Annotated in this window: 19 protein-coding genes; 9 read left to right on the forward strand and 10 right to left on the reverse strand. The window is 71.8% G+C overall.

Going from position 1 to position 22,331, the window contains the following annotated elements; translation table 11 throughout:
- Positions 1 to 37: 37 nt before the first annotated feature.
- The 3 genes from ACSU6L_RS07175 to ACSU6L_RS07185 are packed head-to-tail and all read right to left on the reverse strand — an operon-like array spanning position 38 to position 3,055.
- Entirely contained in the window at positions 38 to 1,195 is a 1,158-nt protein-coding gene (locus tag ACSU6L_RS07175; RefSeq protein WP_437054667.1) for an epoxide hydrolase family protein, read from the reverse strand.
- Between the two features lie 11 nt (positions 1,196 to 1,206).
- On the reverse strand, positions 1,207 to 2,598 hold the full coding sequence (locus ACSU6L_RS07180; protein ID WP_437054669.1) for an FAD-dependent oxidoreductase: 1,392 nt from the start codon (positions 2,596 to 2,598) through the stop codon (positions 1,207 to 1,209).
- A gap of 40 nt (positions 2,599 to 2,638) precedes the next feature.
- Positions 2,639 to 3,055: an SgcJ/EcaC family oxidoreductase gene (locus tag ACSU6L_RS07185; RefSeq protein WP_437054671.1), complete on the reverse strand. Its 417-nt coding sequence runs from the start codon at positions 3,053 to 3,055 to the stop codon at positions 2,639 to 2,641.
- Positions 3,056 to 3,261: 206 nt separating this feature from the next.
- Here ACSU6L_RS07185 and ACSU6L_RS07190 point away from each other — a divergent pair, with 206 nt between their 5' ends.
- The 7 genes from ACSU6L_RS07190 to ACSU6L_RS07220 all read left to right on the forward strand — a co-directional run bounded on the left by ACSU6L_RS07190 (position 3,262) and on the right by ACSU6L_RS07220 (position 11,247).
- On the forward strand, positions 3,262 to 4,437 hold the full coding sequence (locus tag ACSU6L_RS07190; protein WP_437054672.1) for an acyl-CoA dehydrogenase family protein: 1,176 nt from the start codon (positions 3,262 to 3,264) through the stop codon (positions 4,435 to 4,437).
- 37 nt (positions 4,438 to 4,474) lie between these two features.
- Complete coding sequence (locus ACSU6L_RS07195) at positions 4,475 to 5,713, forward strand: cytochrome P450 family protein (protein ID WP_365518086.1); 1,239 nt, start codon at positions 4,475 to 4,477, stop codon at positions 5,711 to 5,713.
- Positions 5,710 to 6,726 carry an alcohol dehydrogenase catalytic domain-containing protein gene (locus ACSU6L_RS07200; RefSeq protein WP_437054675.1) on the forward strand — a complete coding sequence of 339 codons (1,017 nt, stop codon included), beginning with the start codon at positions 5,710 to 5,712 and terminating at the stop codon, positions 6,724 to 6,726. Before ACSU6L_RS07195 ends, ACSU6L_RS07200 begins: the two co-directional genes overlap by 4 nt.
- Positions 6,727 to 6,893: 167 nt before the next feature.
- The gene (locus ACSU6L_RS07205) at positions 6,894 to 7,262 is read left to right on the forward strand and encodes a YciI family protein (protein ID WP_073942495.1); all 369 of its coding nucleotides are present in this window, start codon (positions 6,894 to 6,896) and stop codon (positions 7,260 to 7,262) included.
- 94 nt (positions 7,263 to 7,356) lie between these two features.
- Complete coding sequence (locus tag ACSU6L_RS07210; protein ID WP_437054677.1) at positions 7,357 to 8,145, forward strand: SDR family oxidoreductase; 789 nt, start codon at positions 7,357 to 7,359, stop codon at positions 8,143 to 8,145.
- Between the two features lie 187 nt (positions 8,146 to 8,332).
- Positions 8,333 to 9,586, forward strand: coding sequence for an RNA polymerase sigma factor (locus ACSU6L_RS07215; protein WP_437054679.1), 1,254 nt, complete (start codon positions 8,333 to 8,335; stop codon positions 9,584 to 9,586).
- A 116-nt stretch (positions 9,587 to 9,702) separates the two neighbouring features.
- Positions 9,703 to 11,247 carry an MFS transporter gene (locus ACSU6L_RS07220; protein WP_437054681.1) on the forward strand — a complete coding sequence of 515 codons (1,545 nt, stop codon included), beginning with the start codon at positions 9,703 to 9,705 and terminating at the stop codon, positions 11,245 to 11,247.
- 232 nt (positions 11,248 to 11,479) lie between these two features.
- Here the strand turns inward: ACSU6L_RS07220 and ACSU6L_RS07225 are convergent, their stop codons facing one another.
- The 6 genes from ACSU6L_RS07225 to ACSU6L_RS07250 all read right to left on the reverse strand — a co-directional run bounded on the left by ACSU6L_RS07225 (position 11,480) and on the right by ACSU6L_RS07250 (position 17,585).
- The gene (locus ACSU6L_RS07225) at positions 11,480 to 11,677 is read right to left on the reverse strand and encodes a ferredoxin (protein ID WP_437054683.1); all 198 of its coding nucleotides are present in this window, start codon (positions 11,675 to 11,677) and stop codon (positions 11,480 to 11,482) included.
- 11 nt (positions 11,678 to 11,688) lie between these two features.
- Positions 11,689 to 12,906: a cytochrome P450 gene (locus ACSU6L_RS07230; protein WP_437054685.1), complete on the reverse strand. Its 1,218-nt coding sequence runs from the start codon at positions 12,904 to 12,906 to the stop codon at positions 11,689 to 11,691.
- A gap of 34 nt (positions 12,907 to 12,940) precedes the next feature.
- Complete coding sequence (locus ACSU6L_RS07235; protein ID WP_437054687.1) at positions 12,941 to 14,131, reverse strand: acyltransferase family protein; 1,191 nt, start codon at positions 14,129 to 14,131, stop codon at positions 12,941 to 12,943.
- A gap of 93 nt (positions 14,132 to 14,224) precedes the next feature.
- Positions 14,225 to 14,584 carry a YciI family protein gene (locus tag ACSU6L_RS07240; protein ID WP_437054689.1) on the reverse strand — a complete coding sequence of 120 codons (360 nt, stop codon included), beginning with the start codon at positions 14,582 to 14,584 and terminating at the stop codon, positions 14,225 to 14,227.
- Between the two features lie 116 nt (positions 14,585 to 14,700).
- A complete protein-coding gene (locus tag ACSU6L_RS07245; protein WP_437054691.1) occupies positions 14,701 to 16,086 on the reverse strand; it encodes an FAD-binding oxidoreductase in 1,386 nt (461 codons plus the stop codon).
- Positions 16,087 to 16,346: 260 nt separating this feature from the next.
- Positions 16,347 to 17,585, reverse strand: coding sequence for an acyl-CoA dehydrogenase family protein (locus ACSU6L_RS07250; protein ID WP_437054693.1), 1,239 nt, complete (start codon positions 17,583 to 17,585; stop codon positions 16,347 to 16,349).
- A 192-nt stretch (positions 17,586 to 17,777) separates the two neighbouring features.
- On the opposite strand from ACSU6L_RS07250, the gene ACSU6L_RS07255 reads away from it, so the two are divergent.
- On the forward strand, positions 17,778 to 19,154 hold the full coding sequence (locus ACSU6L_RS07255; RefSeq protein ID WP_437054695.1) for a condensation domain-containing protein: 1,377 nt from the start codon (positions 17,778 to 17,780) through the stop codon (positions 19,152 to 19,154).
- A gap of 57 nt (positions 19,155 to 19,211) precedes the next feature.
- On the opposite strand, the gene ACSU6L_RS07260 is transcribed toward ACSU6L_RS07255, so the two are convergent.
- A complete protein-coding gene (locus ACSU6L_RS07260; RefSeq protein WP_437054697.1) occupies positions 19,212 to 20,549 on the reverse strand; it encodes an extracellular solute-binding protein in 1,338 nt (445 codons plus the stop codon).
- Between the two features lie 197 nt (positions 20,550 to 20,746).
- Here ACSU6L_RS07260 and ACSU6L_RS07265 point away from each other — a divergent pair, with 197 nt between their 5' ends.
- Positions 20,747 to 22,321 carry a 4-hydroxyphenylacetate 3-hydroxylase family protein gene (locus tag ACSU6L_RS07265; RefSeq protein ID WP_437054698.1) on the forward strand — a complete coding sequence of 525 codons (1,575 nt, stop codon included), beginning with the start codon at positions 20,747 to 20,749 and terminating at the stop codon, positions 22,319 to 22,321.
- The last annotated feature ends 10 nt before the right edge of the window (positions 22,322 to 22,331 follow it).

The following is a 22,331-nucleotide window of genomic DNA, read 5'->3' on the forward strand; positions in this document are numbered from 1 at the left end:
GCTCTTGCTGTCCCGGGTGGGATGGACGGCCGCGGGCTCAGCGCAGCGTGCGCGCGAACGCCCGGACATCGCCGACGAACAGGTCCGGCTGCTCCAGGGCGGCGAAGTGCCCGCCCCGGTCGAAGGAGGACCAGTGGGTGAGCGTGGGGAGGATCCGCTCCGCCCAGCGGCGGATCGGCCGCACCGCGTCGTCGGGGAACACGGCCACCCCGGCGGGCATGGCCAGCGGCCACGGGCCCGCCCAGGTGCGGAGGAAGTCGGCGTCCAGCCGGTTGGACTCGTAGTAGAGCTGGGCACTCGGGCCGGCGGAGGCGGTGAACCAGTAGATCGAGACGTTGGTCAGCAGCCAGTCGCGGCTCACCGGGATCTCCGCCGCCGACTCGGCCGCCGTCCACTCCTTGAACTTCTCGACGATCCAGGCCAGCTGGCCGACCGGGGAGTCGGTGAGTCCGTAGGCGAGGGTCTGCGGACGGGTGGACTGGATCTTCCGCCACCCGGCGCCGTCCTGCTCGAAGTGGGCCGCGAACTCCAGCCGGGCCCGGTCTTCGGGGTCCAGCCGCGCGAACTCGGCCGGGTCCTGTGGCGGCATGGTGGCGAGCATGTTGAGGTGGACGCCCGCGACGTGCTCGGGGTCGGCCAGTGCCGTGCGCAGCGAGACGGGCATGCCCCAGTCGCCGCCCTGGACGAGGTAGCGCCGGTAGCCGAGCCGTTCCATCAGGGCGGCCCAGGCGCGGCCGACCCGCGCGGTGTCCCACCCGGCCTCCCGGGGACGGCCGGAGAAGCCGTAGCCGGGCAGTGAGGGGATGACCAGGTGGAACGCGTCGGCGGGGTCCCCGCCGTGGCTGCGCGGATCGGTCAGCGGCCCGATCACGTCGAGGAACTCGGCGACCGAGCCGGGCCAGCCGTGCGTGACGATCAGCGGCATGGCGTCCGGCTCGGGCGAGCGGATGTGCAGGAAGTGGATGTCGACGCCGTCGATCTCGGTGAGGAACTGCGGGAACGCGTTGAGGTGTTCCTCGACCCGGCGCCACTTGAAGCCGGTGCGCCAGTACTCGGCGAGTTCCTTCAGGTAGCCGACCGGGACGCCTCGCTGCCAGCCCGCGCCGGGCAGCTCGTCGGGCCAGCGCGTGGCGGCGAGCCTGCGCTCCAGGTCGTCCACGGCATCCTGCGGGACAGCGATATGGAAGGGACGCATGGCAACGCCTCTCAGCTGGGCCGTCGTACGACCTGGGTCGGTTCGGAGGTGGCGGGGGTGGCCGCGCCCGCCGGGCGGCGGAACGAGTGGCGCAGGACGCGGAACAGGGTCCTGGGCCGCATGAGCGCGGCGGGGGGGTCGATCAGACCGGCGGCGCGGATGAACGCGTTGGTGAGTTCGGCGTCGTGGGTGGCGGCGCGGTGCAGCCGGTCGACGTAGGCGTTGGCCATCCGGATGCGGGGCGTCCGGTGTCCCTCGACGCCGCGGTAGCCGAGATCGGCGCCGGCTGCGAACTCCCACGGCGCGTCGACGGCGGTCGCGACCTCCTGGAAGAAGCGCCGGAAGCCGGGTGTGCCGGACCTCAGCTGCCGCCGCAGGGCGAGCGTCTCCAGTGCCGCGACGGACATGCCCTGCCCGTAGACGGGGTTGAAGCTGCACACGGCGTCGCCCATGACCAGGAAGTTCTCCGGGAAGCGGGTCAGCCGCTCGTAGTGGCGGCGCACGCTGGCGGGGAACTTGAACGTTCCCGAGTCGAGGGTCGGGGTGGCCCGGCGGACGGCCTCGTAGATGTCCGGCACCGGCAGTGACCGGGTGTAGGCGAGGAACCCGTCCAGGTCGGACGGCGGATGGTCACCGAGGATGCCGGTCAGCGACAGCTGCACCTGGCCGTCGTCGCCGGGCACCCGGTAGAAGAACGCGCCCCGCGGATGCGAGGGGGTCGCCACCGGGATGATCGCCAGCTCCTTGCCGAACGGGTCGGTGTCCAGGGCGAAGTGGCGGGTGGTGTAGGCTAGGTCGATCTTGATCCTGGTCTCCTCGGGGCGCGCGTAGCCGAGCTCCTCCAGCCAGACCGGGGTGCGCGAGCCCCGTCCGGTGATGTCGACGACCAGGTCGGCCGCCAGCACCTCGGGGGATCCGCCGTCCTGGCGCTGGACGCGGGCGCCGGTGACCCGGCGCCGGTCCACGGAGGTCTCCAGGCCGAGGATGTCGTATCCCTCCAGGAAGGTGACCTGGGGCATGTCCTGGACCCGGCGGCGGACGTGGTACTCCAGCACCGGCCGCGTCGCGGGCACCGACAGCAGTCCCGAGTGGCCGGTCGCGAGCCGGTGGCCGTTGAAGTACCAGCGGATGGCGCTGCCGAAGTCACCCGGCCGGACACCCGCCGCGCTCAGTTCCTCGGTCAGTCCGGGGAACAGTTCCTCGAAGATCTGCTGGCCACGGGCCACCAGGCCGTGCGCGTGGCGTCCGTGCGGGGCGCCGCGCCGTGCCTCGGTGACGCCGTCCAGCCGGTCCCGGTCGACGACCAGGACCTCCGTGTACGACTCGGTCAGTACGGTGGCGGCCAGCAGCCCGGCCATGCTGCCGCCGAGCACGACCGCGCGATCCCCTACATGGCGGCCCATCGCCGGTACCTCCTTCCGCGGATTTGCCCGCCGGACCCGGTCACGCGGCGGCTATGGGGGTGTTCTGGTAGGAGGCGATGCGCCAGTCGGCGCCCTCCTTCACCAGGACCCAGGTCGCGCGGATCGCACGGGCGGGCGCCGGCTCGGTGTCCCCGGGGGCCAGCACCCCGCCCCGGGTGACGAGCGCGGCGACGCCGGGCCCGAGCAGCCGGACCGACACCGGTTCGCCGGTCACCCGGGTCCCCTTGAACGCGCCGGAGTAGGCCTCACGCATGAAGGCCCGGATCTCCTCACGGCTGGTCAGGAAGACGTCGCCGGGCAGGATCAGGGTCGCGTTCTCGGTGAAGACCTCGGCGAACCGGTCGGCGTCGTGCTCCGCCCAGGCCTCGATGATGTGTTGCGGGACGGCGCGCAGCGCGGCGGTGTCGCCGGTGTCCAACGACGGGGTGGCGGCCATGGGTCTCTCCTTCGGCAGCGGTCGACTTCCGGACGACGGTCAGGCTCACACGCCGCCACGGCGGGCTGCATCTTCCCGATTGCGCCCGGTCACGGACGGCCCGGCCGCGCGGGGCGCCGCAACCAGGGAGATGCGGGTGCTCCGCCCGGATGCCAGCCTCGACGGGGCCGATCACCCGGCCATGTCGTCCCGGAGGAGACCCGCTGATGCCGAACGAAATCCCGTCCCGGCAGGAACTGATCGACCGCGCGGCGGAGTTGGTGCCGCTGCTGCAGAAGAACGCGCTGTGGGGGGAGGAGAACCGGCGCCTCCACGAGGAGACCCTCGACGCGCTGACCGAGTCCGGGCTGCTGAACCTGCGGGTTCCCACCCGGTACGGCGGCTACGAGTCCGACATGCGCACGGTGGTCGACGTGATCGCCGAGCTGGGCCGCGGCGACGGCTCCACCGCCTGGGTCATGTCGGTCTTCGCGATCAGCACCTGGATGGCCGGGCTGTTCCCCGACGAGGTCCAGGACGAGATCTTCGCCAAGCCCGGCGTGCGGGTGTCCGGCATCCTGAGCCCGACCGCGACGGCCGTGCCGGCCGAGGGCGGCGTCCTGCTGAACGGCAAGTGGTCGTTCAACTCGGGTGTGCTGCACAGCTCGTGGAACACGAACGCGGCGGTGCTGCTCACCCCGGAGGGCCCGCAGCCGGTCATGGTGGCGATCCCGGTCGCGGACCTGGAGATCGTCGACGACTGGCACACGGCGGGCCTGCGCGCCTCCGGCAGCGTCACCACGGTGGCCCGGGACCTGTTCGTCCCCGAGGCGCGCGTCCTGCCCATGGGCCCGGTCCTGCAGGGGCAGCACCGCTCGCAGGCCAACGCCGACTCGCCGGTGTTCCGGGCGCCGTTCATGGCCACCGCCTGCGCCACCATCTCCGCGCCCGCCGTGGGGCTGGCCCGCGCCGCCAAGGAGAACTTCTTCGAGCGGCTGCCGGGCCGGAAGATCACCTACACCACGTACGAGAACCAGGCCGAGGCGCCCGTGACGCACCTCCAGGTCGCCGAGGCCGTCACCAGGATCGACGAGGCGGAGTTCCACGCCCGGCGCGCCGCCGACCTGGTGGACGCCAACGCCGCCGCCGGCAAGCCGTGGACGCTGGAGGAGCGCGCCCGTGTGCGGCTCGACCTGGGGTCGGTCTGCCGGCGTGCCAAGGAGGCCGTGGACATCCTCAACGACGCCAGCGGCGGCTCGTCGGTCTTCACCACGGTGCCGATCCAGCGCATCGAGCGCGACGTCCAGACGCTCAACCTGCACGCGATCCTGCACCCGAACACGAACTTCGAGCTGTACGGGCGGGTCGCCTGCGGGCTCGAGCCGAACACCCTCTACGTGTAGCCGACGCGGGCTTGCGCCCTCATCTCCGGAGGCCGTTGTGACCCAACATCCCCCGCTCGTCATCGACCGTACCGGCTCCGACATCCACGCCGAGCTGGCCACGCTGCGCCGCCGGGGCCCGGTGGCCCGGATCGAACTGCCCGGGTCGGTACCGGCCTGGTCGGTGACCGGCTACGAGGCCGCCCTGCGGGTCCTCGGCGACCCGCGGTTCTCCAAGGACCCCCGCAAGCACTGGCCCGCGTTCCGCCGGGGCGAGATCGGCGAGGACTTCCCGCTGATCGGGTGGGTGCTGATGGACAACCTGACGACGGCGCACGGCAACGACCACAGCCGGCTGCGGCGGCTGACGGCCAAGGCGTTCACACCGCGCCGGGTCGAGGCGATGCGCCCGATGATCGAGCGGGCGACGGCTGAGCTGCTGGACGAGCTGGCCGGCGTGGCACCCGGCGAGCCCGTGGACCTGAAGCGGCGTTTCGCCCATCCGCTGCCCGCCCGGGTCATCTCCGACCTCTTCGGCGTCCCCGAGGAGGAACGCGCCGAACTGCTGCGCGGCGGTGAGGTGAACGTCGACACCACGACCAGCCCCGAGGAGGCGGCGGCGAACGTCGAGCGCTGGCACCAGCAGATGCACGACTTCGTGGAACGCAAGCGCCGCAGCCCCGGCGACGACCTCACCAGCGACCTGATCGCCGCCCAGGAGGCGAACGGGAGCCGGCTGAGCCCGTCCGAACTCGTGGGCACCCTGCACCTGATGCTCGCGACGGGCACCGAGCCGGTGATGAACCTCATCGGCAACGCCGTCCACGCGCTGCTCACCCACCCGGACCAGTACGAGCTGGTGCGCAAGGGGGAGGCGTCCTGGGACGACGTGATCGAGGAGACGCTGCGCGCCGAGGCCCCGGTGGCCCATCTGCCGTTCCGGTTCGCCACGGAGGACGTGGAGCTCGGCGGTGTGACGATACGGCAGGGCGAGCCCGTGCTCGTCGCGTTCGCCGCGATCGGCCGGGACCCGTCGGTCCACGGAGCCGGCGCCGACCGGTTCGAGCTGTCCCGGGAGGACAAGACCCACCTCGCCTTCGGGCACGGCATCTACCGCTGCATCGGCATGCCGCTGGCGCGCGCCGAACTCCAGATCGCGCTGCCCGCGCTGTTCCGGCGCTTCCCGGACCTCGAACTCGCCGTACGCCCCGAGCAGATCAAGCCGCAGAGCACGTTCATCATGAACGGGCTGGAGTCGCTGCCGGTGCGCCTCGGACCGGAGGGAGACCGCGGATGAAGGCCGCCGTCATCCCCGCGCCGAAGGCCGCCTGGGAGATCCGCGAGGTCCCGACGCCCGAGCCGGGGCCGGGCGAGGTCCTGGTCCGGGTGCGCGCCTGCGGCATCTGCCACAACGACGTCTGGACCGCACAGGGCGTCTTCCCGTTCCCGCCCTTCAGTCCGGCGGTCACCGGTCACGAGGCCGCGGGCGAGATCGTGGCACTGGGCCCCGGAGTGACCGGCCGGCGGGTCGGCGACCGGGTGGGGACGACATGGGTGCAGGAGACCTGCGGACGCTGTGACTACTGCCGCCGCAACCTGCCCCTCACCGGGCAGTCGGGGATGAACTGCGCCGCGTCGGTGATGACCGGGCTCAACACCCAGGGCGGGCACGCCGAGTACCTGTGCGTCAAGGCGGCGAGCACGGTGCTGCTCCCGGACGGCCTCGACTACACGGCGGCCGCGCCGGTCCTGTGCGCGGGCTACACCTCGTGGAGCGCCCTGCGCGCGGCCCGGCCCCAGCCCCACGAGCGGGTCGCCGTGCTGGGCATCGGCGGGCTCGGGCACCTGGCCGTGCAGTTCTCGCACGCCTGCGGCTTCGACACGGTGGCCGTCACCGGCTCGCCCGACAAGCACGACCTGGCCGCGCAGCTGGGCGCCGGCACCGTGGTGGCCGACGGCGCCGGACTGCGGGACGCGGGCGGCGCGGACGTCATCCTCGTCACCGGCATCTCCTACCGGTCCGCCACCGACGCCCTCCAGGGGCTGCGGCCGGGCGGGCGGATCGTGCTGGCCACGATCGACCCGAACGACTCGTTCACCATCGCCCCCGGCAGCCCGTTCTGGTCGCTCCGCCAGCAGGTCATCGGCGCCACGCACAACGGCCTGCGGTATCTGACGGAGGCCCTCGACATGGTCGCGCGCGGATCGGTCACACCGCTCGTCGAGGTGTTCCCGAAGGAGGACGTCGCGAAGGCCGTCGACCGGGCGGCGGCCGGCGAGGTCCGGTTCCGGGCGGTCGTCACGTACTGATCCGGCGGCCGGTTCGCGCCATCGCGCGGCGGGCCGGGCGCGTCCGTTTGGACGCGTGATCCACCGCGCGAAAAAATTTCTCCCGCCGATGTAGAGAACCGCGCTTCGGCACCGACGAAGAGGTGAAGAGGCGCGCTGGACGCCTCTCGTGAGCAAGGAGCAGCACCGTGAAGTACCTGATCATGATGTACCCGAACGCCGAGGTCATGGACGCCCTGTCGGAGGAGGAGCGCAACGCCGTGTTCCAGGGCCACGGCGAGTTCATGGCGAAGATCAAGGAGACCGGCGAGTTCGTGGGCACCGTGGCCCTGGGCGGGGCGGACGACAGCTCCGTGGTGCGCGTGCGCGGCGGTGTGCCGGCGGTGACCGACGGTCCGTACGCCGAGTCCAAGGAACTCATGGGCGGTTACTACGTCATCGAGGTCAAGGACCGGGACCGCGCGCACGAGGTCGCCGCGATGATCCCGGACGCCGCGGTCGAGGGTCTGGGTATCGAGGTCCGGCCGATCATCTTCAGCGAGGACGCGTCGGCGTGACTCCCCCGCCCGGGGGCCGTCGCGCCCCCGGGCCCCGCTTGCCTCCCCCGGAGTCCGCCCGCTCTGTGCCGAGCTTTCGAGAGGACGTACGCAGATGAAGGTTCCCGAGTTGCTTCGCGGCAAGGTCGTCGTCGTGTCGGGTGTGGGCTCCGGGCTCGGCCGGACACTCGCCGTGCGGTGCGCCGAGGCCGGGGCCGACGTGGTGCTCGCGGCACGTACCGCGCCCTACCTCGACGAGGTCGCCAAGGCCGTGGCGGACGCCGGGGGCCGCGCGCTGGCGGTGCCGACGGACATCACCGACCAGGCCGCCGCCGAGGCGCTCGTCGCCGCCACGCTCGACTCGTTCGGCAGGGTCGACGCCCTGATCAACAACGCGCTCGTGGAACCGCCCCACACCGAGCTCGCCGACACCTCGCTGGACGACATCCGCCTCGGCATGGAGGTGGACGTCTACGCCGCACTGCGGCTGTCCCGCTTGTTCACGCCGGCGCTGCGCGACAGCCGCGGCTCGATCGTCATGGTCAACTCCTCGGTGCTGCGGCACTCCAAGCGGGCCTGCGGCGCATACAAGATCGCCAAGTCGGCGCTGCTGGCGCTCGCCCAGAGCCTGGCCACCGAGCTCGGCCCGGAGGGCATCCGGGTCAACACGGTGGCGCCGGGCCCGATGTGGACCGACAAGGTGAAGGGCTTCATCGGGGAACTCGCCGCCGCGCGCGGCATGTCGCTCCAGGAGGGCTACGACGAGGTGGCCGCCGACATGGACCTGCGCCGTCTGCAGAGCCCCGAGGAGACCGCCGACGCGGTGATCTTCCTGGCGTCGGACATGGCGCGCGCCGTCACCGGTCACTGCCTCGATGTCAACTGCGGCGAGTACCACCACTGACTCGGCCATCCTCCGAGCTCTCGCGGGTTCACAGGCACATCGCCCGGTCGCCCTGGGGTACGGTGTCGGCACCGGCTGCCGGGCGATCGGCAGTGCCGCGAGCCGCTCGACAGGGGATGGTCCGAGTTCGTATGACTGCCGTAACCCTTCTCCGCTCCGCGCTCCCGGCTCCTCGCCGGGCATCCCGGTGAACCGCGACACCGAGGTCGGCACGCCGCTGCGGGAGCTGATCCCCCAGGTGGTGGGCACGCTGGTCCGCCGCTACGGCCGGTTCGAGGAGTGCGAGGACGCCGCGCAGGACGCGTTGCTCGACGCGATCGTGCAGTGGCGCAAGGACGGCGTCCCCGACAACCCGCTGGGCTGGCTCACCAGGGTCGCCCACCGCAGGCTCGCCGACCGCGCCCGCAGCGACATCGCCCGCCGGCGCCGGGAGGCGACCGTGGCGGCCATGGTCCGCGCGGACGAGCCGGTGGAGTTCGGGCCCGCCGAGCTCCACCCGTCGGACCAGGACGACTCGCTCATCCTGCTCTTCCTGTGCTGTCACCCGAGCCTGTCCCCGTCGTCCCAGCTGGCGCTGACGCTGCGGGCGTGCGGGGGTCTGACCACCAGCCAGATAGCCCGCGCCTTCCTGGTGCCGGAGGCGACGATGGCGCAGCGCATCAGCCGCGCGAAGCAGCGCATCAGGGCGGCGGGCGCGGAGTTCGAGCTGCCGCCGCCCGAGGACCGGCCGCAGCGGCTCGGCGTGGTCCTGCACGTGCTCTACCTGATCTTCAACGAGGGGTACACCAGCACCTCCGGAGCCGATCTGCACCAGGTCGAGCTGACCCGCGAGGCGATCCGGCTGACGCGCGCGCTGCGCCGCACGCTGCCGGACAGCCCGGAGGTGACGGGTCTGCTGGCGCTGATGCTGCTGACCGACGCCCGGCGGCCCGCGCGTACCGACGACGACGGGAACCTCATCCCGCTCGCCGAGCAGGACCGCACCCGCTGGGACGCGGCCGCCCTCAAGGAGGGCATCGCGCTCACCGCCGAGGCGCTCGCCCGCGGGCCGATGGGGCCCTACCAGTTGCAGGCCGCCATCGCCGCGGTGCACGCCGAGGCGCCGAGCGCCGACGAGACGGACTGGCGCCAGATCGTCATCCTGTACCGCCTCCTCGAACAGGTGTCCCCGAATCCCATGGTCACCCTGAACCACGCCGTCGCGGCGGCCATGGCCCACGGCCCGCAGGCCGGTCTCGACCTGCTCCGCCCCCTCGCCGAGGACGACCGGATCGCCGACCACCACCGGCTGCACGCCGTGCGCGGCCATCTGCTGGAGATGGCCGGCGACCACGACGCGGCCCGCGAGAACTACCGGGAGGCGGCGCGGCGCACGGCCAGCCTCCCGGAGCGGCGCTTCCTGGAGTCCCGGGCGGACCGTCTGGGTAAGCCGAACGGGTGATTTCGGCGCCGCGCGGACCTCCCGGCAAAAAAGTTCCGCGATCGAGCGCAATATTCCGCTCCCCGCTCCGACGACGTCATGAACGACACTCTGACGAGCGAGAGGACGAACTCGACATGACCGTCACTGCGGCGGCGACCAGCCCCACACAAACCGGAGCACGGCCCTGGTGGGCGCTCGCGGTCCTCGCGCTTCCGACGCTGCTGGTCGCGCTCGACGCGAACGTCCTGCTCCTGGCGCTGCCCGAACTCACCGCCGACCTGGGCGCGAGCAACGTCCAGCAGCTGTGGATCACCGACGCGTACGGCTTCATGGTGGCCGGCCTGGTGATCACCATGGGCACGCTCGGCGACCGGATCGGACGCCGTCGGCTCCTCATGATCGGTATGGCCGTGTTCGCGCTGGCGTCGCTCGCCTGCGCGTGGGCGACCAGCCCGATCATGCTGATCGTGGCGCGCGGCGTGCAGGGCATGGCGGGCGCCACGCTGATGCCCTCCACCCTCGCCCTGATCACCAACATCTTCCGTGACGACCGCCAGCGCGGTAAGGCCATCTCGATCTGGGCCACCTGCACCTTCACCGGAGCGGCCATCGGGCCCGTGCTGGGCGGCGTGGTGCTCGTCCCGTTCTGGTGGGGCGCGGTGTTCCTGCTGGCCGTGCCGGTCGCGGCGGTGGTGCTGATCGCCGGGCCCGTGCTGCTGCCGGAGTTCCGTCCCGAGCAGGCCCGGCGCCTGGACATCACCAGCGTCGTGCTCTCCCTGCTGGGCATCCTCCCGCTGGTGTACGCGATCAAGGTGCTCTCGCTGGGCAGCGGCAGCACCGTCGCCGCGGGCGTGGCGCTCGTGGTGGGCGGTGTGTTCGGCACCCTGTTCGTGCGCCGTCAGCTGCGCGGCGACGACCCGCTGCTCGACCTGCGGCTCTTCGCGAACAGCTCGTTCACGCTGATCCTGACCGCGCTGGCGCTGGCCGGGATGGTGCTGGCGGGAACGGCGCTGGTCGTCACCCAGCAGCTGCAGACGGTGCTCGGCTACTCGGCGCTGGAATCGGCCCTGTGGTTCATGCCGATGGGCCTGTTCATGGCGGTGGGCACCATGTCCACGCCGGCCCTGACCCGGGCGATCACGCCGCGGACCGCGATCATCGGCGGCATGTTCCTGTCCGCGGTCGGCGCGGCGGTGCTGATCGTGGTGAACGACGGCCACGGCGCCTGGCTGCCCGTGCTCGGCACCGCGATCATCGGCCTCGGAGCGGGTCCGCTGTTCGCGCTCGGCACCGGTCTGGTGGTCGGCTCGGTGCCCCCGGAGCGCGCGGGTTCCGCCGCGTCGATGGCGGAGACGGCGAACTACCTCGGCGGTGCGCTCGGGCTGGCCGTCCTCGGCACGATCGGCTCCGCGGTGTACAGCCACCAGGTCGACGACGCGATCCCCGCGGGCATGGACGACGCCGCCGCGGACAGCGCGCGGGAGACCGTCGCCGGGGCCACCGCCGAGGCCTCGAACCTCGGCGCCGACGCGTCCGCGGCGCTGCTGGACTCGGCGCACGCGGCGTTCGTGAGCGGGCTGAACGCCGTGGCCGCCGTCTCCACCGCCGTGTTCGTCCTGCTGGCGGTGCTGGCCGGCGTCTACTTCCAGCGGGCGAACCGCGCGGCCGCCGGCGAGTGACCTGACCCGATGAGCGACGCGGGGCCCGAGGGCCCCGCGTCGTCGCGTTTCCCGGTCGTCCGGTGCCTCGGGGGCGTCTCGCCGATCAGGCCGGGCTCGCGGCGCCTGGCACCGCGCCTCGCCGCGTTGTCGTCGGTCCCCGATTCCCCCAAGCTCTCGGCTCCCTCCTCCGCCTTGCGACGCACGGCACCAGACGCCGCTCCCTGATCCGGCCTGATCGACGAGACACCCCCTAGTCCTCGATCAGGTGGAGCGTGCGCGTCGGGCAGTCGTCGACCGCCTCGCGTGCCCTCTCCAGCCGGTCGCCCGTCACCTGGTCGACCAGCACGACGACGGTGGCGTCCACCTCGCTCTGGTCGAACAGCTCGGGCGCCGCGAGGTGGCAGCGGCCGGCGCCGATGCAGGTGTGCCGGTTGCTCCGGATCCGCATGCGCTCCCCCCTCACCAGGTGACCGGCAGCGCGTGCAGGCCGTAGTTGACGTGTTCCTCCTTGAACCGCAGCTTCTCGACGGGGTCGACCAGCCGCAGGTCGGGGACGCGCGCGAACAGGGTGGACAGGGCCACCTCCAGCTCCATCCGCATCAGGTGCTGGCCGAGGCACTGGTGCGCGCCGTACCCGAAGGCGAGGCTGCGCTGGTCCCCGCGGTCCAGGTCGAAGGTGTCGGGGTCCGGGAAGCGCTCCGGGTCCCGGTTGGCTCCCACGGTCAGGCCGATCACGCCCTCGCCGGCCGCGATCCGCACTCCGCCGATCTCGACGTCGGCCAGCGCCACCCGGGAGTTGGCGATCTCGGCGATGGTGAAGTAGCGCAGCAGCTCGTCGACGGCCGCCGGCCAGCGCGACGGGTCTTCGCTCAGCGCCTTGCGCAGGTCCGGGCGGTCGAGCAGCATCATGGCGCCCAGGCCGATGAGGTTGGCGGGTGTCTCGTGGCCGGCCATCAGCAGCATGAACGCCATGGCGACGAGGTCGCGGTGGTCGGGGACACCCGGCTCGCCGCGCCGTACCACCAGCCGCCCGATCACGTCGTCGGTGGGCTCCCGCTCCTTGTCGGTCACCAGCTTGTCCATGTAGCCCATCAGCTCCGCCATGCCCTCGACGCCGGCCTCGGGCGTGGTGGCGTTCATGACGGTGTGCGAGATCCGCAGGAAGAAGTCGCGGTCGGCGAACGGCACGCCGATCAGCTCGCAGATCAGCAGCAGGGGCACCGGGTTGGCGAACGCCTCGATGAGATCGGCGGGCCGGGGCCCCTCCAGGAGCCGGTCGATGTACTCGTCCACGATCTCCTGGACCCGGGGCCGCAGCCGTCTGGCGCTGCGCGGGGTGAAGTCGTTGGCCACCGCGCGCCGGGCCAGCGTGTGCTCCGGGGGGTCCATGCCCACCAGCGAGGTGGAGAACTCGGGCGCGGGGACCTGGTGGTCCATCATCACCGGGTAGCCCGGGTGGCGCAGGTCGGAGCTGAACCGGTTGTCGCCCAGCATGGCCTTGACGTCCTCGTAGCGGGTCGCGGCCCAGGCGAGCCGGCCGCTGGGCAGCCGGACCTTGCCCATGGTCGGGCGTTCACGGAGTCGGCGGTATCCGTCCGGCAGCGTGTACGGGCACGTCCGGCGCATCGGGTAGGACGGGTGGTCGGTGGACTCGGGTATGTCGGCCGCGTCGGCCATGACGGTCTCCGATCGTGGGGGGGATGCTCAGGGATCAGGGCTGGGGCTGGGGTGCCGGTTCCGGCCGGCGGGGGGCGCGTTGCGACGCCGGGCGGCTCCACCGCCGCATGGCGGGCCGCTCCACGGTGTTGCTCACCACCCAGGCGAGGGCGACGCACAGGGCGTAGAGACCGATGATGAACGCGACGGCGGTCGCCGTGCCGAACGGCGTCCGGGTGTACGCATGGGCGTATCCCACCAGGTCGCCCGCGAACGCCGCGTGCACGGCGAACATCACGGTGAGGTGGATGATGTAGAAGGAGAAGGACAGTTCCCCGAGCCACACCATGAACCGCCCGCTGAGCAACGTGCCCTTGCCGGACAGGTCGCGGGTGGCCAGCGCGCCGATCAGCATCGCCGTCGGCAGCGGGTAGAGCGCGGCGATCCCGAAGGGGATGGGCAGGTGGAACAGCAGGAGGAAGACGCCGAGGTTGACCAGGACGGCCGGCATGATCCGGATCTTCGGCCACTGTCCGGTGGCGACGATCCGGGCGAGGAACATGCCGATGATGAAGTCGATCGACCGGACGGGCGGGAAGAAGTACAGCGCCCACAGCTGCGGCCAGGAGCCCGCGGGGTAGAACTCGCTCGGCGGGAACCCGGAGAGCAGCGGGTAGCTGACCGCCGGCAGCAGGATGGCGGTCAGGCCCAGGCCGCCGACGCCGTACCACAGCGCCCGGGTGCTGAGCCGGTTGACCAGCCGCAGCAGCAGGGGGAAGAAGGCGTAGCACAGCAGCTCGACGGCGAGTGTCCAGGTGGCGCCGTTGAACTGGTACATGATCAGGTCCTGTTCGGGCCACCAGTTCTGCACCAGGAAGAGGTTGGCCACCGCGGGACCCCATCGGATCGTCTCGCCCGCGGCGGCGAACTGGCTCAGCGCGATGACGGCGATCAGCAGATGGCAGGGGCCGATGCGCATCAGCCTGCGCCGCCAGAAGCCGACCGCCGTCTGCCCCGGTTTGGCCGACCAGGTGAGCACGAATCCGCTGAGGACGAAGAAGAACGACACCGCGAGGAATCCGATGCGCCCCTCACCGGTCAGGGTGTTGAGGACGGAGAAGGCGTCCTGGTCGGTGAAGGCCCCGAGGACGAGGGCGTGACTCAGGAAGACGAAGATCACGGCGATGGCCCGCAGGCCCTCCAGCGAGCGCAGTGTTCTCGGTGGGGCCGTTGACGGCGAACTCATGTGCAACCTCTTTCTCCAGGTCATGGACGGCTGGGCGACACGGTTCGAACCCCCGGTGGGCGCGCGCCGCCACGTCGGCGCGCGCCCGCCAGGTCACATCTCGATGCCGGACGGCAGCATGATCGGCCGCACCTCGATGCCCAGCCCGGCCATCCGGGCCTCGGGCAGGAGGGCGGCCAGTTCGTGGGCCCGTTCGGCGGTTTCGCAATCGATCAGGTAGAAGCCGGAGAACTGGACCGGGTTGGCCAGAAGCGGACCGTGGGAGACCGACACGGCGTCGTCGGCCACCCGGACCACCGTGCTCTGCGACACGTGGGCGAGGGTGTGTCCGGCGACCAGCTCGCCCGCCTCCGCGACGCTCTTGTGGAAGGCGCGGTGTCCCTGCACGAACTCCTCGCGGGCGTCGTCCGCGAGGGCGTCCCACGCGGCGGGGTCCATGTGCAGTATCAGCATGTACTTCACACCTGCGCTCCTGACGTCCCGGACGCCCCCTACAGACGTCACTCGTCTGTAAGTCGGTGCCGATGGCCGGGATTCGACATCGCCGGGGCCCCGCGTTGATCCGTTTCTCAGTACCGGGCCGAGGCGCCCGGAGGGATGTCGTGGCGGAAGATACCGGCCGGGTCGACGCGGCGGCGGACGCCGTCCGCGCGGGTGACCGCCTCGGGCGACAGGTGCCGCTGGGGCTGGTCCAGCCGCTCGACCAGCGTGGGCGCGGTCCACCCGGTGTCCCACGGGGCGAGGGCCGAGCGGACCTTGGCGCAGTGGGCCTCGATCGCGGCGCGCGCGGCCGGGTCGGTCACCAGCCCGCCGGCCGTGAAGGCGAACGCCGCGTCGAGGCGGCTCAGCGCACCGCCGTTCGGCGGGTGCGCCGCGAACGCGCCGCCCAGCTGCCGCAGTTCGGCGTTGACCAGGGGCGAGTCCGATCCCTCACCGAGCAGCCGGAGGAAGGTGTCGATGCCGTCCGGGTCGAGCGAGGAGAGCAGCAGGTGGTCACCGGCCACGGGCACGGGGTCGGGCGGGTCCATGTGGGCGGCGGCCACGGCGGGCGGCGCGGCGACGCCCCAGGTGTCGAGCAGCGGCTCGGCGACACCACGCAGCGGTCCGAGCAGGTCCTCGGCGCACTGCCGGGCGGTCGCCTCGTCGTAGCCGGTGAGGCCGAGCACGGTGCCGGTCAGGCACACCACCGGTCCCCCGGTCAGCTGTGGCGGGATGCCGGGCACGTCCGGCAGGTTCATCACCCGCAGTGCCGTGGTGACGGTCGAGGGCGCGTCGCGGGTCCAGTGGGCCCAGCGGGTGAACAGTTCCTGGCCGTGCGCCGCGGGCCAGAACGCCGCACCGGTGATCACCCGCGTCACGGGGAACAGCTCGATCTCGACCGCGGTGACCACGCCGAAGCCGCCCCCGCCGCCGCGCAGCGCCCAGAACAGCTCGGGGTCCGAGGTGGCGTCGGCGCGGAGCATCGCTCCGTCCGCGGTGACGAGTTCGACCGCCCGGACGGTGTTGGCGCCGAGCCCGGTGTGCCGCCCGTAGACGCCGATGCCGCCGCGCAGCAGGTAGCCGACGACTCCGACGGTCGCCGACGTGCCGTGCGCGGCCGCCAGTCCGTGCTCGGCCGCCGCCTCGACGACGGCGCCCCAGCGCGTCCCGGCCGGGACGCGGGCCGTGCGGGCGGCGGCGTCGATCTCGACCGGTCCCGCCGGCTCGGTGCGGATCAGCAGCGAGTCGCGCATCGGGCGGGCGGAGGAGGAGGCGTGGCCGCTGGTGAGCGGTCGCACCCACAGTCGTTCGGACACCGCGTGGCGCACGGCGGCCCGCACCTCCTCGGCGGTGCGGACCGTGACCGCCGCGGCGGGGCGGACCGGGGCGGCCAGGTTGAACACGGCGGTCGCCGCGGCGAACGGCGCCTGTCCGGGGCGCGCGATCGTCAGGGCCGGCGGCTCGGTCCGGGTCATGCGACGGTTCCCTTCGTGGATGGCTGGGCCTGGGCGGGGGCTGTCGGGGAGGCGGGCTCCAGGGGGTGTCTCGTTGATCAGGCCGGATCAGGGAGCGGCGTCTGGTGCCGTGCATCGCAAGGCGGAGGAGGGAGCCGATGCGATGGGGGTCCCTCCCTGCTCGAGCGGAGCCGAGAGCTTGGGGGAATCGGGGACCGACGACAACGCGGCGAGGCGCGGCACCAGGCGCCGCGAGCCCGGCATGATCGGCAAGACACCCCCTAGGCGATGCCGAACCGGGCGCGGGCCAGGTCCCGGGTGGTCACCGACCTCAGGAGGACGCCGACCCCGGCGTGGCTGTGGAGCGTGGACAGGTCGCGCCAGACCCGCTCGACGCGCTCGCCCTCCCGGACCGCGCTGGAACCGGCCGTGGGGAACAGCTGGCCCTCCACGGCGCGCCAGCACATCCGGATCACCTCGCGGCACAGGGTGGCGAGACGCAGGTCGTGCTCCCGGCTGAAGGCGCCCGGACCGGCGGCGCACAGCTCGTGCCACTGCTGGACCGCCTGCCGGACGGCGGCCTCCGCGGTCGTGACGAGCCCGGCCGCCTCGCCGTACCAGTACTGGTAGTCGGGGTTCTCGGCGCGGGTCGTGACCGGCGGGAACAGGGTGGTCCGCGAGCGCATCAGCTCCTCGTAGGCGTCGAGGGCGCCCTGGGCCATGCCGACCGCGAGCGAGGCGACCTCCAGCAGCATGAAGCTGAGGGGTCCGCCGCCGTACTCGGGGTTGCCGTGCAGCCGGCTGCCGGGGGTGCCCCGGCTGGTGTCGACCTCGCTCATGTGGGTACCGGGCAGCGTGTAGTGCGCCGGGATTGTCGCGTTCTCCAGGACGATGCTGTGCGAGCCGCTGCCCTTGAGGCCGAGTTGGCCGCCCCAGTCGTCGAGCCGGCGGAACGCGCTGCGCGGGGCGACGAACAGCATCGGCGCCGGCGGCTCACCGTCGTCGCCGGCGGTGAGGACGTGGCCGAGGAAGTGGGTCGCGTACGGCGATCCCGAGCAGTACTTCCAGGTTCCGTCGATCTCCCAGTCCCCGTCCGGGGTCCGCCGTGCCGTGCCGCTCGGCACGATGGTCGCCGGGCAGATGAAGTCACCCTGGCGGAACAGCTCGGCCTGGGCCCGCTCGTCGAACAACGACGCGACCGGGAGGGCGTGGGTGGCGCCGAGGCAGAACATCCACCCGGTCGAGGGGCAGCCGCGGGCGAGTGCCGTCGCCACCCGCAGGAAGGTGTCGATGCCGAACTCGTAGCCGCCGTAGCGCCGGGGCACCAGAATGCGGTAGAAGCCGGCGCCGGCGAACGCCTCATGGGTGTCCTGGGCGTAGTAGGTGCGCTGCTCGGTCTCGGCCTGGCGGGCCACGAGCGTGGGCGCGATCGCCTCCGCCCTGGCGATGATCTCGGCGGGTGTCACATCGGGTTCGGGCGGGGAGGGCGGTTCGGAAGCGCGAATCGTGGCGGCCGTCATTCCAGCGCAGCTCCTTAGCCGTTCTGCCATGGATGGATGGGCTGGCAGCCACGGTCACACGCGGCGGTGCGACGGCACATCTCTCGGATTGCCAGCATGCCGGAAGAAACCCCGGTGAATTGCCGGCGGCTAGGGTTCCCCGGAAAGTTCGGCCGTTCCCGGCGGGAGGACGAAACCCCCATGAGCCCTGACATGAAGCCACAGGCCGGCGAATCCGTCGGCCGGATTCCGCTCTCCTTCAACCAGGAATTCCTTTACGGATTCGACCGGGGTGACGACGAGGGGCCGTTCGGTCCGCGGTTCCACATCGTCCATGGCTGGTGGTTGCGCGGAAAGGTGCACGTCGACACCTTGCGGCAGGCGCTGGACGATGTCGTGGCGCGGCACGAGGCGCTGCGCACGGTCGTCGTCCGCGACGCCGGCGAGTGGTACCAGCGGGTCCACCCGCCGATGCCGGGGCGGCTGGAAGTGCGCGAGGCGGCGGCCGGCCTGGACGCGGACGCCCGCGACCGGGCCGCGCTGCGGCTGGTGACCGAGGTCGAGTCCGGCACCATCGACGCGCGTGAACTGCCGTTGTTCAAGGCGACGTTGCTGCGCTTCGACGAGGAGACCGCGGTTCTGGCGCTCATCGTGCACCACAGCGCGGCCGACGGCTGGTCGGTCCGGCGGATCATCCGCGATCTGGCGCTGCGCTATGCCGCGCGGCGCGGCAGCGCCGTACCCGAGCCGCCGCCGGCTCTCCCCTACCGGGATTTCGTGGCCTGGCAGCGGGAGTTCTCCGAGAGCGAGGCGGCGCAGCGGTCGCGGGACTTCTGGCGGGACAAGCTCGCGGGCGCCCGCGTGATGTCCGTTCCCACGGACCGGCCGAAGTCGTCCGGGCTGCCGGAGACCACGGCGGTGTACCGCTTCACCATCGACGCACCCCTGGTGTCGCGGGCGCTGGAGCTGGCGAGGTCCCTGCGCAGTACGCCCTTCATGGTGCTGCTCGGCGCCTTCGCGCTCCTGGTGCGGCGGACCGGCGGCAGCACCGACGTGGTGGTGCCGACCTTCTCGCCGGGGCGCGAGCGGGAGGAGTTCCAGCACACGGTCGGCCCGTTCCTGAACCTGCTGCCGCTGCGCACCGAGCTGGCCGGCTGCCGGGACTTCCGCGAGGTCGTCGCCCGGGTGCGGGCCAGCTGCCTGGAGGCGTACTCGCACGACATCCCGTTCGTGCAGATCCTGGCGCAGGCGCCGGAGCTGATGGAGCCGGTCATGGAGGACGACCGCGCCGCGTGTGTCTTCCAGGTGTTCCCGTTCCCGTTCGTGCTGGACGGGGAGCGGATCGGTGACGTCGAGTACACCGAGATACGGCGCCGGCTGGACTCCCAGCCGGTGTGCTCGGACGTGCCGAACGGCGCGTTGTGGACGCTCAACCTCGATCCGGCCGGTGACGTCGTCGCGGGCATCCAGTACAACAGCAACCTGTACGACGAGAGTTCGGTGGCCGCGATGGTGGACCGGTTCCGGCAGATCCTGTCGGAGGTGGTCGGCGCGCCGGACGCGCCACTGGACCTGCCGGGCGCGCCGTAGCTCCGAGGGGAGGACGGGTGCGGGGCGGCCGGTCCGGCCGCCCCGCGCCTCGTCCGGTCAGCCCACCCGGATCGGGCCCTTGGGGCGGATCCCGCGGCAGCCCGCGTCGTAGTCCTCCAGCACCCGCTGGGCCTGGGCGTTGGCCCGGGCCAGCCGGTCGCGCACGTCCACGTCGGAGACCAGGACGTCGTGCATGGCCCGGGTCAGTACGTCCTGGATCCCGGCGAAGTCGCCGAGCACCGCGCCCTGCGCGGCCGGTGAGCCGTCGTTGGCGGCGAGCTGGTCCAGGGCGGTGCGGAAGTGCGGGTTCTCCTTGAACCAGCCCTCCTCGTCGAGCAGCCGGATCGCGCCGTCGGTGACCGCGATGAAGCCGGTGTCCCGGTGCCGGTCGGCGGCGGCCCTCGGCGCGTTGAGGAACTGCATGAAGGCGAGCGCCCCGTCGAGGGTGTCCGGGTCCAGGCCGGACCGCAGCCAGAGGGCGTCCCCGCCGATCACGTTGCCGGCGTAGGGCACCTGCTCGTTGTAGGGCATCCGGCAGGCCCGGACGGTGAAGCCGCCGTCGCGGCCGGCTCCGATCATGCGCTCGGCCTCGACCGAGGTGGTGAGCGTGAAGGCGACCCGCTGCTCGGCGAAGGCGCGGAAGTTGGCGTCCCAGTCGCTCCGTTCGGCGGTGGGCCTGCCGCGGTAGAGGTACAGCCCGTCCCGGTGCAGCCGTCGCCACCAGTGGAAGTAGGCCAGCATCGCTTCCGAGTCGAGTGCCATGGTCTCGGCGCGGCCGGAGCGGCCGTTGTCGTGGTCGGCGAGCAGCGCGCCCTGCTGGGCCGCGGCCTGCTGGAACAACCAGCCGTGGTTGGGCCAGTTGGCCCCGTACGCGGGACCGTCGGGCAGGGCGACGACGGCCCGGCAGGCGGCCTCCAGCTCCGACCAGGTCTCGGGGACGTCGTCGATCCCGGCCCGGGCCAGCAGGTCGGTGTTGGCGTAGAGCAGGGTGGTCGAGGTGAGCGGGGGCATGGCCGCCACCTCGCCGTCGAAGGTGTAGTACCGGCGGGCCGCCGGGGTGACGTCGTCGAGGACCACGGGTTCGCCGAGGATCTCGGTGCGGCCCGCGATCGCCCGCTCGACCGGGGTGAACAGCGGTCCACCGTCCGGTCCGCGGGCGTCGCGGGCTTCCTGGGTCGAGGTGTAGAAGTACTGCGCGACGGTCGGAGCGGCACCTTCGCGGGCCGCGTCGTGCACGGCCTGGGGCAGCGACAACCAGTCCTTTCCGGTGACCCGGATCCGGTATTCGGGATGGGCCGAGACGAACTGTCCGGCCAACTCACGGGTCCGGTCCAGGAAGTACGGCATGAACGGGTAGAGCGGCACCCAGATGTCAATGTCGATGCGGTTCCGCATTCCGGTGTTCTCCTTCGGAGGTCTTGCCGGACGGGCCCTGCCCATGATTTGCAGCGGCCCCCGCCGGAGCATCTTCGAGACTGCCGAGTCGGCCGGGTCACGGCGTTCGGCCGCGCATGCTGGGAGAAGCCCGGCGGCCGTTCGGGATGCCACGCTCTGAGGTGTTCCTTCGAGGCGGCGGCATGAGGAGGCGTCTGATGGCCGAGGGTCGCGACAGCAGTGGCGGGGACGGGCGGAAGACCCGCCCGTTGACCGGTCGGGAATATCTCGACAGCCTCCGCGACGACCGCGAGATCTACCTCTACGGAGAGCGCGTCAAGGACGTCACCGAACATCCCGCATTCCACAATCCGGCCCGAATGGTCGCCCGGCTCTACGACGCCCTGCACGATCCGCGGCAGCGCCCGGTGCTGACGTCGCCGACCGATTCCGGCAGCGACGGTTTCACCCACCGGTTCTTCACCACGCCCCGCAGCAGCGAGGACCTGGTCGGCGCCCAGCAGGCCATCGCCGCCTGGGCGCGCCTGAGTTACGGCTGGATGGGCCGCAGCCCCGACTACAAGGCGTCGTTCCTCGGCACGCTCGGCGCGAACGCGGACTTCTACGAGCCGTTCGCGGACAACGCGCGCCGCTGGTACGCGGAGTCGCAGGAGAAGGTCCTGTACTGGAACCACGCGATCGTGCACCCGCCGGTCGACCGCTCCCTGCCGCCGGACCAGGTGGCCGACGTGTTCGTGCACGCGGAGCGGGAGACGGACGCCGGCCTGGTGGTGTCCGGGGCGAAGGTGGTGGCGACCGGGTCGGCGCTGACGCACTACAACTTCATCGCCCACTACGGTCTGCCGATCAAGGACCGCAGGTTCGCGCTGGTCGCCACGGTGCCGATGAACGCCCCCGGCATGAAGCTGATCTGCCGCACGTCCTACACGGCGACGGCGGCGGCGACGGGCAGCCCCTTCGACTATCCGCTGTCCTCACGGCTGGACGAGAACGACACCATCCTGGTGCTCGACAAGGTGCTCATCCCCTGGGAGAACGTCTTCGTCTACGGCCAGCCGGAGAAGATCCGCATGTTCACCGGCCAGTCGGGCTTCATCGAGCGTTTCACCTTCCACGGCTGCACCCGGCTCGCGGTGAAGCTGGAGTTCATCGCCGGCCTACTGATGAAGGCCCTGGAGATCACGGGAACGAGTGACTTCCGGGGTGTGCAGAGCCGTATCGGCGAGGTGCTGGCCTGGCGGAATCTGTTCTGGGGGCTGTCGGACGCCGCCGCCCGCAACCCGGTCGACTGGCACAACGGCGCGGTGCTGCCCAACCCGCAGTACGGACTGGCGTACCGCTGGTTCATGCAGGTGGGTTATCCCCGGATCAGGGAGATCGTGCTGCAGGACGTGGCCAGCGGGCTGATCTATGTGAACTCCGGTGCCAGGGATTTCGCCCATCCGGAGATCCGGCCCTACCTGGACAAGTACGTCCGCGGTTCCGGCGGTGTCGAGGCGGTCGAGCGCGTCAAGCTGATGAAACTGCTGTGGGACGCCGTCGGCAGCGAGTTCGGCGGGCGCCATGAACTCTACGAGCGCAACTACGCGGGAAACCACGAGAACACCCGGATCGAGTTGCTGTTCTCGCAGCTGGCCCACGGACAGGTGGATTCCTACAAGGCGCTCGTCGACGAGTGCATGGCGGAGTACGACCTCGACGGATGGACCGTGCCGGACCTTTCCTCGTTCCCCGACCTGCGGCAGTCCGTCCAGGACCTTCTCGACAGCTGATTTCCACACA

It is taken from the genome of Streptomyces sp. enrichment culture (assembly GCF_964272855.1).
Lineage (GTDB): Bacteria > Actinomycetota > Actinomycetes > Streptomycetales > Streptomycetaceae > Streptomyces.